The sequence below is a fragment of the Caulobacter sp. AVps16 genome (assembly GCF_058681455.1).
The window spans coordinates 2,116,737-2,129,009 of record NZ_CM178739.1; the positions used below are offsets into that span (position 1 = coordinate 2,116,737).

General features: G+C 69.2%; 11 protein-coding genes. 4 read left to right on the forward strand and 7 right to left on the reverse strand.

What is annotated here, in order from left to right:
• Positions 1-807, reverse strand: coding sequence for an ATP12 family chaperone protein (locus ACW17U_RS10170; protein ID WP_492052297.1), 807 nt, complete (start codon positions 805-807; stop codon positions 1-3).
• 44 nt (positions 808-851) lie between these two features.
• Here ACW17U_RS10170 and ACW17U_RS10175 point away from each other — a divergent pair, with 44 nt between their 5' ends.
• Together ACW17U_RS10175 and ACW17U_RS10180 are read left to right on the forward strand one after the other, a co-directional pair.
• On the forward strand, positions 852-2,222 hold the full coding sequence (locus tag ACW17U_RS10175; RefSeq protein ID WP_492052299.1) for a DUF1800 domain-containing protein: 1,371 nt from the start codon (positions 852-854) through the stop codon (positions 2,220-2,222).
• The gene (locus ACW17U_RS10180; protein WP_492052301.1) at positions 2,219-3,448 is read left to right on the forward strand and encodes a DUF1501 domain-containing protein; all 1,230 of its coding nucleotides are present in this window, start codon (positions 2,219-2,221) and stop codon (positions 3,446-3,448) included. Before ACW17U_RS10175 ends, ACW17U_RS10180 begins: the two co-directional genes overlap by 4 nt.
• A gap of 354 nt (positions 3,449-3,802) precedes the next feature.
• Here the strand turns inward: ACW17U_RS10180 and ACW17U_RS10185 are convergent, their stop codons facing one another.
• Genes ACW17U_RS10185 through crcB form a run of 3 tightly spaced genes read right to left on the reverse strand, consistent with a single transcriptional unit; the run spans position 3,803 to position 6,665 of the window.
• Positions 3,803-5,296, reverse strand: coding sequence for a putative 2OG-Fe(II) oxygenase (locus ACW17U_RS10185; protein WP_492052303.1), 1,494 nt, complete (start codon positions 5,294-5,296; stop codon positions 3,803-3,805).
• A complete protein-coding gene (locus ACW17U_RS10190) occupies positions 5,293-6,282 on the reverse strand; it encodes an RluA family pseudouridine synthase (protein ID WP_062145600.1) in 990 nt (329 codons plus the stop codon). Before ACW17U_RS10190 ends, ACW17U_RS10185 begins: the two co-directional genes overlap by 4 nt.
• Positions 6,279-6,665: a fluoride efflux transporter CrcB gene (gene crcB / locus ACW17U_RS10195; protein ID WP_062145598.1), complete on the reverse strand. Its 387-nt coding sequence runs from the start codon at positions 6,663-6,665 to the stop codon at positions 6,279-6,281. The genes ACW17U_RS10190 and crcB overlap by 4 nt, the downstream gene beginning before the upstream one ends.
• 143 nt (positions 6,666-6,808) lie before the next feature.
• On the opposite strand from crcB, the gene ACW17U_RS10200 reads away from it, so the two are divergent.
• Positions 6,809-8,068, forward strand: coding sequence for a hypothetical protein (locus ACW17U_RS10200; RefSeq protein ID WP_492052306.1), 1,260 nt, complete (start codon positions 6,809-6,811; stop codon positions 8,066-8,068).
• Positions 8,069-8,088: 20 nt separating this feature from the next.
• Here ACW17U_RS10200 and ACW17U_RS10205 read toward each other — a convergent pair whose 3' ends face one another.
• Together ACW17U_RS10205 and ACW17U_RS10210 are read right to left on the reverse strand one after the other, a co-directional pair.
• Entirely contained in the window at positions 8,089-8,871 is a 783-nt protein-coding gene (locus tag ACW17U_RS10205; RefSeq protein WP_492052307.1) for an RluA family pseudouridine synthase, read from the reverse strand.
• Positions 8,872-9,022: 151 nt separating this feature from the next.
• Positions 9,023-10,324: a replication-associated recombination protein A gene (locus ACW17U_RS10210; protein ID WP_492052308.1), complete on the reverse strand. Its 1,302-nt coding sequence runs from the start codon at positions 10,322-10,324 to the stop codon at positions 9,023-9,025.
• A 35-nt stretch (positions 10,325-10,359) separates the two neighbouring features.
• On the opposite strand from ACW17U_RS10210, the gene ACW17U_RS10215 reads away from it, so the two are divergent.
• Positions 10,360-10,779, forward strand: coding sequence for a VOC family protein (locus tag ACW17U_RS10215; RefSeq protein WP_492052309.1), 420 nt, complete (start codon positions 10,360-10,362; stop codon positions 10,777-10,779).
• A 24-nt stretch (positions 10,780-10,803) separates the two neighbouring features.
• On the opposite strand, the gene ACW17U_RS10220 is transcribed toward ACW17U_RS10215, so the two are convergent.
• A complete protein-coding gene (locus ACW17U_RS10220; RefSeq protein WP_492052310.1) occupies positions 10,804-12,273 on the reverse strand; it encodes a Do family serine endopeptidase in 1,470 nt (489 codons plus the stop codon).

Below are 12,273 nucleotides of genomic sequence, written 5' to 3' on the forward strand. Positions count from 1 at the left end.
CTAGGGCTGGGTCCGGGCCAGGGCCAGGAACCAGCGCTCAAGGGCCAGGGCCTCGATCGCCAGGTTGTCGGCGCGCAGCCGGGCTTCCTCGTCCTGGCCCCAGGTATCGGCCTGGAAGATTTCCTCAAGGCGCGACAGGTCCAGCGCCCTCTGGCCATCCAGTTCGCCGGCGCGCAGAGCCAGGGCCAGGACCGACGACCCCAGCAGGCCGGCGGCATAGGCCACCCCGGCCAGGCTGAAATCGTCAAGCGAGGCGGCCAGGGCCTCCACCCGCGCCAGGGTCTGGGGCGGCTGGGGCGTATGGATGATCCCGGTGACGGGCTGGAAGCTCAGGCCCAGGGCCTGTTCGGCCCAGTCGAGCACGGGCTGCCAGTCGCGGGTCTGCCGCTCGACGAGCGGCGTCGGGTGCTCGGCGCGGTAGCAGAGCAGATCGGAGCCGGCATAGGCCGCGACCTCGGCGGCCACGGCGGCGCGGGTCTCGGCAATGCGGTCAATGGCGGTAAAGGCCAGGCGGGTGGCCGGCATGACGGTCGAGTCGATGACCTTGTCCTGCGCCGCCCATTCGTCGGCAACCAGCTGGGCCAGGGCTTCCGACGGCAGGACCAGGGCCGACTTGGCCGGCGACTTGGGCGTGCGGCCATCCAGCTGCACGGCATAACCTGCGTCCACGGACCCGACCGTGACTGCCTTGTAGAACCGGCGGGGCTTTTCGAGGGGCGGGGTTTTCTCGGCCACGGATGAGGCCTCCTTCGGCAGGTACAGGGCATTGGACGACGGATCGTCCGGTCCAGGGCGTTGAATGGTCAAGAACGCCCCCGGATACAAGTGCCGGGAACCCGGAGAGCCTGACCTTGTCCCTGCCCGACAAAGACATGATGGCGGCCCTGGCCGTGACCCGCTTCGGTCTTGGTGCGCGGCCCGGCGACATCACGGCGGCGGCGCACGATCCGCGCGGGTCGCTGATCGACCAGATCGACGGTCGCGGCGCCGACCAGCCTCAGGACAGGCCCGAGACGGCCGCCCAGCGCTTCGTGGCCATGCGGGCCTATCAGGCACTGCGCCGCGAGGCCAGGGATGATGGCGAACCCCGCACGGTCGCGGTGCAGCAGGCCAACCGCGTCCTGCGCGACAAGGCCGCCGCCGACTTTCTGGCAAGGGCGCGGCTGGGGGCCGGCACGGCGGACGGCTTTCGCGAGCGCTGGGCGCTGTTCTGGGCCAACCACTTCACGGTCTCCAGCACCAAGGAGATCACCGCCGCCATGGTCGGCCCCTTCGAACAGGAGGTGATCCGCCCCTACGCCTTTGGCCGCTTCGAAGACCTGCTGGTCGCCGCCAGCACTCATCCGGCCATGCTGACCTATCTCGACCAGGCCCAGTCGGTCGGTCCCAACAGCGCCCTGGGCGACCGCAACAGCCGGCGGGGCCTCAATGAAAATCTCGCCCGCGAGATCCTTGAACTGCATACGCTCGGGATCGAGGCCGGCTACAGCCAGGCCGACGTGACGGAACTGGCCCGGGCCCTGACCGGGTTCAGCATCGGCCGCGAAGACGATGCCCGGGCCGGCCAGTTCGTGTTCCGGGAAAACATCCACGAGCCCGGCCCCCGCACCCTGCTGGGCAAGACCTACAGGGCGGGCGACCTTGGCCAGGGCCTGGGCATCCTCAAGGACCTCGCCGCCCATCCGGCCACGGCCCGGCATCTGGCCTTCAAGATCGCCCGGCATTTCGTGGCCGATGATCCGCCGCCGAGCCTGGTCGCCCGGCTGGAGGCCAGTTTCCGGGACAGCGGCGGCCGGCTGGATCGCGTCGCCCGCACCCTCATCGAGGCCCCGGAGTCCTGGGACCCGGCCGCGAGCAAGTTCAAGACCCCTTACGAGTTCCTGATCTCGGCCTGGCGCCTGATCGGGGCCCAGCCCTCGGCCTTCGAGCGCATCACCCTCCCCCTGATCAGCCTGGGCCAGCGGGGCTTCTCCGCGCCGTCGCCCAAGGGCTGGTCGGATATGGCCGGGGAATGGTGCTCGCCCGACGGCCTGATCAAGCGCCTGCAATGGAGCCAGGCCTTCGCCGAGGTCATTGCTGAGCGCATGGACCCTTCTGTAGCCGCCCAGAATGCCCTGGGAGCCCGCCTGTCGGTCCCGAGCGCCCAGGCCGTGGCGCGCGCCGAAACCCGCAGCGAGGCCTTCGCCCTGCTGCTGATGAGCCCGGAGTTCCAGCGTCGATGACCGCTCACCCGATGATCAACCGCCGCCAGGCCCTGGCCGCTGCCGCCGGTCTCGGCCTGTCCGTGACCTTCCTGGGACGCCCGGCCCTGGCGGACCGCGACAGCGCCCTGGACCGGCGCAAGCTGGTGGTCGTGATCTGTCGCGGCGGCATGGACGGCCTGTCGGTCAGTCCGCCCGTCGGCGACCCGCACTATCAGGCCCTGCGGCGTGACCTCGCCATCCGGAAGGAGGACGGTCTGAAGCTCGACGGAACCTTCGCCCTCCACCCGGCCCTGACCGCCGTCCACGCCCTGGCCCTGCAGGGCCATGCCCGGATCGCGCCGGCCGTGGCATCGCCGGACCGGGCCCGCTCGCATTTCGAGGCCCAGGACGTGCTCGAGAGCGGCTCGGCCCAGGTCTATGCCACCACCTCGGGCTGGCTGAACCGGGCCCTGGAAACCTTCCCCGCCTCCGGCAAGGCCGGCGGTCTCTCCGTCGGGGCCACCACGCCGCTGATCCTGCGGGGCAAGGTGCAGGCCGCCAGCTGGTCGCCGGGTCCGAGCGTCGAGGACTCCCCCCGCCTGCCGGCCCTGCTGCAGGACCTCTATCGCAATGACCCGCTGATGGGCCCTTCCCTGGCGCGCGGCCTGGAAACCGAAGCCATGGCCCAGACCGCCCTTGGAGCCCAGTCACCGACCGGCGGCATGATGGCTCCCGCCCCCGGTCGCGGCGGCCGGGAGGGACGCGAGGCGGCCCGCAAGCTGGGTGCCACCCTGGCCGGCTTCCTCGTCCAGGAGGGCGGCCCCCGCATCGCGGCCCTGTCGCTCGACGGCTGGGATACCCATGCCGGCCAGAACGGCCAGATCGCCACCCGCCTGGCCTATCTGGACTCGGTGCTGGCAGGCCTCAATACCGGCCTCGGCGCGGAATGGCAGAACACCGTGGTGCTCACGGTGACGGAGTTTGGCCGCACTGCCCGCGCCAACGGCACCGGCGGCACCGACCACGGCACGGCCTCCACGGCGCTTCTGCTGGGCGGTGCCCTGAAGCCGGGCGGGATCATCGGCGACTGGCCGGGCCTGGCCCCGAACGCCCTGTTCGAGAACCGCGACCTGGCCCCGAGCCTCGACCTGCGCGGTCTGTTCAAGGGCCTGCTGAGCGATCATCTGGGCCTCGACCGCGCCGCGCTCGAGAGCCGGGTGTTCCCGGACAGCAGCGGGGCCCGGGCTGTCACGGGGCTGGTCTGACGAACTCCGTTCCCTGTGGTGTGTTGTTACCGGGATCGACCAGCGGTCCCGGGCGCGATCTGAACGTCTGCAGTGTGCTGCCGCGCTGAGGGCTGCACACGACCCGGATCGGACCTTGCCCTCTCCCCTTGCGGGAGAGGGTGGCCCGCGGAGCGGGTCGGGTGAGGGGTCGCGCCGGCCTTTCCGATAAGGTTCTCAACCCCTCATCCGTCAGCTTCGCTGACACCTTCTCCCGCAAGGGGAGAAGGGTAGTGATGTCCGCTATCCACCCCCAACAGCCGATCGCAACGCCCGCTTTCGGCACCCACTGCTGAGTTTGGGCCTCCAGCCTTCGGCAAGCGGAGCAGAGCGGATCTACTGAGGCACCACGTCGAACGCCATGGTCAGGCGATGCTCGGGCGAGGTGAAGGCCCGGGTGCCGTGCCACATGTAGGACGGGAACAGCACCAGCATCCCTGGCTCCGGACGCACCTCATGCTCGGGCCCGAGGGCCGGACGGGTCACGCAGCCGGGTTGGCCGAACTTGATCCAGCCTTCGCGCCGCGTGTCGTCGGCGACGCCGACCGGCAGGTCCAGATAGAAGGCTGACGAGATCCAGCCTTGCGGATGCACATGGTCGGCATGGAAGCCGTTCGGGGCCAGCCGGACCGACCAGCCGCCGCTGAACCGGAAATCGCCCGTGGCCCGCGCGCGCAGCGGATCATCGCCGGGACCGATGTCGGCGAGGTAGCGCGCCACCACCTTGCGGACCTGGGCGAAAAAGGCCTGGAACAGCGAGTCGGGCGACTGGTGCAGCGAGGGCACCTGACTGCCGCCGCGCAGGGACTGCTGCAGGGGATGGGTCTTCAGATCGTGCCGCTCAGCCAGGCGGGCGCGCAGTGCGTCCAGAAAGGCCGCCAGGCTGTCCCAGCCCTCGGGGGTCGGCAGGGTGTAACCCCGGACCAGGCTCGCATAGTCATTGAGGCTCGCCTGACGCGGATCATCGGCCAGTCGCCAGGCGGTCGATTGCAGGGCCAGGGCATATTGATCGAGGGGCGCGGCGACCCTCAGACGCTCGGCCGTCTGGGCGGCGGCGGCCGGATCGCCGACCGCCAGCTGGGCCTCGGTCAGGGCGACCAGGACCTGCGGGGCATGGGGTGCCATCGGCTCGGCCGCCCGGGCGAGGTCCAGCATGGTCTCGACCTCGCCGATCTCGCCAGCCATGTGCGAGGCGGCCAGCAGGAGCAGGACGTCACCGGGCCGACGCGCGAGGGCCTGGGTCAGGGTGGCATAGGCGGCCGGTCGGTCGCCGGCAAACTCCTCCACCGTGCTTCTGAGCAGGATGAGGCCCGTATCGTCGGGGCTGCGTCCCAGCGAGGCCGTCAGGGCGTTCAGGGCCCAGGCCAGGTCCCCGGACCGCATCCAGCGCAGCTGGGCCAGGTTGCGGTGAGCCTCGGCAAAACCGTCCCGCCGGCCAATGGCGGCCAGGAAGGCGGCCTCGGCCTCGTCATAGCGGCTCTGACCCTGCAGGGCGCGACCCAGGACTAGCCAGGCCTCCGGCACGTCGAGGCCCAGGGCCATGGCCTTGCGGATCGCCGTCTCGCCTTCCCCGGCCTCGGCCAGATCGCCCAGGGTGGCCGCCAGATTGTACCAGGCGATGCGATCGTTCGGTGTTGCCGCCACAGCCCGGCGATTGAAGGCCAGGGCCTCGTCCGGACGGTCCGCACCCTTCAGAGCCGCCGCATGGACGATCAACAGGCCTGCCGTGGCCTGGGGCGCAGCCGCAGCCGCCTTGGTCAGGGCGACGGCCTCAACCGCCCGCCCCTGGTCCACGAGGGTCCAGGCCTGCCGGACGATCTCCGCCGTCATCGCCGCTTGATCTGCCTTTTGGCGAACGGATCCTGATCAGCCTCATCTTCCGAGAAGCCGAACTTGGCAAAGCCGGCCTTCAGCTCGGGGCTGATCGGGGCCTCGATGAACAGCATGCCCACCGACGGGTGCGGCAGCATCACCGAGCGGGCGTGAAGCTGCAGTTTCAGGCCTTCCGACAGCTGGGTCGATTTCTCGTCGCTGTATTTGGGATCGCCGAGGATCGGGTGGCCGATGGCCTTCATGTGGGCGCGCAGCTGGTGGGTGCGGCCGGTATGGGGACGCAGGGCCATCCAGGTGACGCGCGGCCCGGCGCGGCTGATCGAGACGAACTCGGTCTCGGCCGGCTGAGCGTCCTTGTCCTTGGGCTCGGCCGGCACGACCAGTTCCCGGTCGCCGACGCCGCGCTTGGCCAGATGCAGCTCGATGACGCCTTCGACCGGGTGCGGATTGCCCTGGACGATGGCCCAGTAGGTCTTCTGCGCCTTGCGCTTGGCGAACGAGCCCGACAGGCGCGCGGCGGCGGCCGGGGTCTTGCCCAGCAGCAGCACGCCGGAGGTATCGCGGTCGAGGCGGTGGACCAGCTTGGGCCGGTTGACGCCCTCTCCCCAGGCCGACAGCAGCTTGTCGATATGGTGGGTGGTCTTGGTGCCACCCTGCACAGCCAGACCGGCCGGCTTGTTCAGGGCCAGGACTTCCTCGTCCTCATACAGCACGAGTGACTTGGCAAACGCGATGTCGCGCTTGGACAGGGCCAGTTTCTCGTCCGGATCGGGGGCTTCCGGCAGGGGCGGCACGCGGATCTGCGAGCCCGCCGCCAGCTTGGTGTCGGCCTTCACGCGCGAGCCGTCGACCCGCACCTGACCGGAGCGGAACAGCTTGTTGAGCTGGATATGGTTCAGATGGGGCCACCGGCGCTTGAACCAGCGGTCCACCCGGACCCCGTCCTCGCCCGCGTCAACATAGAGCGTGCGTACTTCTTTCATGCCGCGAACATCCTGCGGGCGATGTACATCCCCGCGTAAAGGGCCGCCACGGACAGAAGCACGCTGGCAGCGGTATAGGTGAAGGCCTGGCCGTAGTCGCGCTTCTGGATCATCAGCGCGGTCTCCAGCGAAAAGGCCGAAAAGGTCGTGAAGCCGCCCATGACGCCGACGGCGAACAACAGGCGGACCGGTTCATGGCTGGCATTGCCGCGATGGGCCAGCCAGGAGGCCAGCACACCCATCAGGAACCCGCCGGTCACATTCACCAGGAAGGTACCGTAAGGCCAAGCCGATCCGAGCAGCCGGAGGGCTTGCACGCCCACCAGATAGCGGGCGACCGAGCCGACGGCGCCGCCGGCGGCCACGAGAAGCAGTTTGGTCATCGGCTCCTTATGCGCCGAGCGGGGCCGAACGCCAAGTCGTGCGACGCCCTCTTCAAGGTGAACACAGCCGGAAACCCTGTTTCTGAACGAGAGGTTAAGCGCGCAAGTCACACTCTGGGGGCTCCTCATGTGAACCGAGCCCCATGTCCCGCGACGCCAACGACCACGACGACCTGACCCAGCGTGTGGCCCTGCCTGCCCCGGTCCTGCACCGGCTGGCCGGATCGGAGCTGATCACGCGCGGCTCCGTGAACGTCATCAGCGTCAAGGCCGTCCGGGCCTGGGCCGGCGACTGGTGGGGGCAGAAGCGCGGCGATGTCTGGACCTATGTCGAGCGCAAGCTGTCCGAACATCTGGATCGCAACGACATGCGGGCCCGCATTTCGGACAGTGAATTCCTGATCGCCATGAATAACGACCAGGGCCTGGCCGCCCAGGCGACCAGCGTGCGCATTCTGGAAGATGTGCTCAAGCACCTGCTGGGTTCGGTCGAGACGGATGATCTGGGCATCAGTGCCGTCATCGGCCTTGAGAACGGCGAAGCCGTCTGCCGCCAGATCGATGCCGCAACCGTTCTGGCCGCCCGCGCCCGCCGCGACTCCCAGCGCTCGCCGGTCCGGCGCGAGGTCGAGGCCAGCGACGAGGCCCGGCGCAATCCGGTGGCCTTCACGACCGGCAGTGGGGCCGCCCTGCGGGTCGACTTCACCCTGGAACATGTCATCAGCCTGCGCCGCAACGTGACGACGGCCATCCGCATCGAGCCGGTGGTGACCCATCTGGGCAGTGGCCGTCAGGCCAATATGCGGGCGGTCGGCCGTCTGCCCGATCGGGACATCGCCTTCATCGATGAGGCGACCCTGAAATATGCCGCCCTGTTCGCGCGCGGTGCCCAGGGCAACAATGTCCCGGACCTGATCCTGCCGGCCTCGTTCCGCACCCTCGGCACCCAGCGCGGCCGCGACATGCTGACCGGAACGCCGGGCCTGTCCCTGGCCCTCCTCCGGGGCGGGGTGATGATCGAGCTGGTGGACATCACGCGGGGAACGCCTGCGGGACGACTTCTGGAGGTCGTGGGCCTGCTGAAGGCCCTGACCCGCGGCGTGATCGCCCGGGTCCCGGCGGAAAAGGACGCCCTGCTCGGCCTGAAGGATGCGCGTCTGGCCGGCCTGGTGCTCGACGCCTCGGACCTGACCGGCTCGGCGGAGCGGATCGCGCTGGACATCATGAACTTCGGCCGCGACGCCAGGCCCCTTGCGCCGATGACCACGCTGCAGGGCCTGCCTGCCGAGGGCTATTTCGCCGCCGCCGAAACGGCTGGACTGACCCATGCGGCCTTGCGGGCGGTGCATCCCCTGGCCGCCGCCAGAGCCGCCGCCGCGCGGTCGACGGCGACAGCCGCCTGATCAGTCCAAGGGGACCGGGTTCAGGCGCGCGTCGCCGGCGGCTCCAAGCCAAGGCGGTCCAGCATCGCCACCATGTCGGCCGGCAGAGGGGCGGCGATCCGCCGCTCGCCGCCGTCCGGATGCGGAAAGACCAGCTGGGCGGCGTGCAGCATCAGGCGCGGGACCGCCGTCCCGGCCAGCATCAGGGCTCCGCCATAGCGGCTGTCGCCCGAGATAGGCCGGCCGATCGAGGCCATGTGGACTCTTAGCTGGTGCATGCGTCCCGTATCCGGCGACAGCTCGACCAGGGCGGCGGTCGCATTGGCCGACAGGGTGCGATAGCGGCTGCGGGCGGTCTCGGCATCGGGATGGTCCGGCGCGCAGACCCGCATATAGGCCTCGCGACCGATCGACTCCCGGCGCAGCGGACTGTCGATCATGCCACCCTTGGGTTCCGGCGCGCCCGGCGCGACGATGGCCATGTAGGACTTGCGGAAGCGCTTGCCCATCAGGGCCTTGCCCAGAAAGGCCGCCCCCGGCTTGGTCTTGGCCGTCAGGATGACGCCGGAGGTGTCGCGGTCCAGCCGGTGGATCAGGCGCGGCCGGGGCCGGCCGGGGCGTGCGAAGGCCCACAGCAGATCGTCCAGGGTATGGGCCTGGATGCGGCCGCCCTGGCTGGACAGGCCGGCAGGCTTGTTCAGGACAATGACGCTGTCGTCCTCATGGATCACCCAGGAGCGCGCCAGGGCGATCTCGTCCTCGGTCAGGGCGATCGGGGCGTCGGAGGCCTTGGGCTTGGGCGCGAGGGGCGGACGGCGGCTCACAGATCCTTCTCCCCATGCGGGAGAAGGTGGCACGCGTCAGCGGGTCGGATGAGGGGTCGTTGGAGCATGACCGCATTGAGACGTCGCGGCATCGCCGCGCAACCCCTCATCCGGCGCTGCGCGCCACCTTCTCCCGCAAGGGGAGAAGGGGTCACTTCCCGTTCCTTCGTACTTTGTTCCACGCGTCCAGCCGTTCCCGCACCTTGGCCTCTGCCCCTACGGCCTTAGGTTCGTAGAACTTCGGCCGCGCCATGCCATCCGGGAAATAGTTCTGGCCCGAAACGCCGCCCTCGACGTCGTGGTCATAGGCATAGCCGTCGCCATAGCCCAGCGACTTCATCAGCTTGGTCGGGGCGTTGAGGATATGGGCCGGAGGGGCCAGGGAGCCGGTCTCCTTGGCCGCGCGGCGGGCGGCCTTGAAGGCGGCATAGACGGCATTGGACTTGGGCGCGCTGGCCATGTGGACCACGGCCTGGGCCAGGGCCAGCTCGCCCTCCGGACTGCCGAGAAAGTCGAAGGCGTCCTTGGCCGCGGTGGTCAGCAGCAGGGATAGCGGATCGGCCGCGCCGATGTCTTCTGACGCCATGCGCACCAGCCGGCGAGCGATGAACAGCGGATCCTCGCCGCCCTCCAGCATCCGGGCCAGCCAGTAGAGCGCCGCATCCGGATCGCTGCCGCGCACCGATTTGTGCAGGGCCGAGACGAGATTGTAGTGCTCCTCGCGGTTCTTGTCATAGGCCGGGCGGCGCTTCTGCAGGAACTGGCCCAGCTGGACAGCATTGAGCGGCGTGTCCGTGCCCACCGACAGCAGGGTCTCGGTCAGGGTCAGCAAATAGCGGCCGTCACCGTCGGCCATGGCGATCAGGGTGAAGCGCGCCTCGGCATCCAGGGGCAGCTTGCGGCCCTCGGCCACCTCGGCCTTGACCAGCAGAGCTTCAAGCGCCTCCTCGTCCAGGCGCTTGAGCACGAAGACCTGACAGCGCGACAGCAGAGCGCCGTTCAGCTCGAACGAGGGGTTCTCGGTGGTGGCCCCGACCAGGGTGATTACGCCCTCCTCCACAAACGGCAGGAAACCGTCCTGCTGGGCGCGGTTGAAGCGGTGGATCTCGTCGACGAACAGCAGGGTGCTCTGGCCGGCCATCCGGCGGCCCCTCGCCTGCTCAAAGGCCTTCTTCAGGTCGGCGACGCCGGAGAACACCGCCGAAATCTGCTGGAACTCATAGCCGCCGGCCTTGGCCAGCAGGCGGGCGATGGTGGTCTTGCCGGTGCCGGGCGGGCCCCAGAGGATCATCGAGGCCAGGCGCCGGGCCGCCGCCATCCGGCCGATCGGGCCCTCGGCCCCGAGCAGGTGCTGTTGCCCCACCACCTGGTCCAGCGTCTGGGGCCTTAGCCGCTCGGCGAGCGGCGTCGGCGCATGCGGGGTCAGGCCGGCGGCTTGGAAAAGATCGGACATGGAGGCAGGATTACAAAATCCCGGGAGGAACCACCATGACCAACGACGGCGATCCGACACGCGGCCCCGAAGATGGCGTCACGCCCTATCTGTCAGTCGTCGGGGCCAAGGCCGCTGTGGCCTTCTATCAACAGGCCTTCGGGGCCCAGGAGACCTTCCGTAACACCGCCGACGACGGCGAGCGACTGATGCACTCGCGGATGCTGATCAACGGTGCCTGGGTGATGGTTTCCGACCACTTCTCCGAAATGATGGGCGGCGCGCCCTTTACCCCGCCGGCCTCCGTGACCCTGCACCTGCAGGTCGATGACGCTGACGTCTGGTGGGACCGCGCGGTCGCGGCCGGCGCGACCATTCGCTTCCCGTTAGCTGACCAGTTCTGGGGCGACCGCTTCGGCATGATCGTCGACCCGTTCGGCCACTGCTGGTCCATTGCCTTGAAGATCAAGGGCTAGCCCCCGATCTTCAAGGCTAGAGGATCAGGTATTGAACTGCGCCGTGATCCTCTGACCGCCGCGCTCGATGGTCACCGTCCAGTTGCGGCTGGCGCCGGCAGACAGGGCCGACAGGTCGGCGACCGTGTTGATCACACGACCATTGACCTCGCGAATGAAGTCACCGGGCCTCAGGCCGGCGCTCAGGGCAAAGCCCTGCCCGACCTTGCTGACCAGAACGCCCCGGCCGGCAAAGGGATCGACACCGAGGTCCTGGGCTACGGCAGGCGACAGGTTCAGCACCGTCGCTCCGTCAAAGGGGTTGCGTCCGGTCAGGGTCTTCTCGTCGCGAACCGGGCTTTCCGGCGCGGCCTCGGCGCGAACCGTGAGGGTCTGCTCCCGTTCGCCGCGACGGATGACCATCGGCACGCGATCCCCGACCTTGTGGGTGCCGATCGCAAAGGCGCCGCCGCCTTGGTCGTTCACCACCTTGCCGTCGATCGACAGGATCACGTCGCTGTCCTGCAGGCCGGCCTTGTCGGCCGATGAGCCGGGATAGACCTGGGCGACCAGAACGCCGCGCGGGGCGCTCATGCCCAGGGAGCGGGCGATCTCGGCGGTGACGGGCTGGCCCTTCACGCCCAGCCAGGGCCGGACCACGCTGTGGCCGCCGCCCAGGGCCGCATTGACCACCTGGCGCACGACCGCGGCCGGTATGGCAAAGCCGACGCCGCTCGAAGAGCCCGAGCGCGAGATGATGAAGGTGTTGATGCCGATCAGGTCGCCGTCCATGTCGACCAGGGGCCCGCCGGAATTGCCCGGATTGATCGAGGCGTCGGTCTGGATGTAGCTGCCGAAGTCGGCGGCCCCGACATCGGTGCGGGCCAGGGCCGAGATGATGCCGTTGGTGACGGTCTGGCCGACGCCGAACGGATTGCCCAGGGCCAGGACCAGATCGCCGACCTCAAGCTGTTCCTGGTCGTCGATGGCCATGACCGGCAGGCGCTCGCCCTTGGTGTCGATCTTCAGAACGGCCAGATCGGCGCGCGGATCATCGAGCAGGACGGTGGCGATGAACTCGCGGCGATCGGCCAGCTGGACCGTGATCTCGCCCCGGCCTTCGACAATGCCATCAATATTGTGGTGGTTGGTGATGATCACCCCGTCGGCGCGGACAATGGCACCGGAGCCGAGCGAGCCCTGCACCTGTTCGCGCGGTACGCCGCTGCCACCCATGAACATGTCCCAGAACGGATCCCGCGCCTGGGCGCGCACGACCCGGCGGCTGGCGACATTGACCACGGCCGGAGCGGCCTTCTTCACGACCGGCGAGAACGAGGCCTTCATCGAGGCCGGATCACTGGGCGCTCGGCGGGTGGGCTGGGCCAGGTCCGGGATGGCCTGGGCCTTGGACTGGCCTTGCGGCGAACAGGCGGCCAGCAGGATCAGGGCGGGAAGCAAAGCGCGATGGGCTCGCATGGGCGTGGAGCGTCTCCTTGATAGCAACCTGGACAT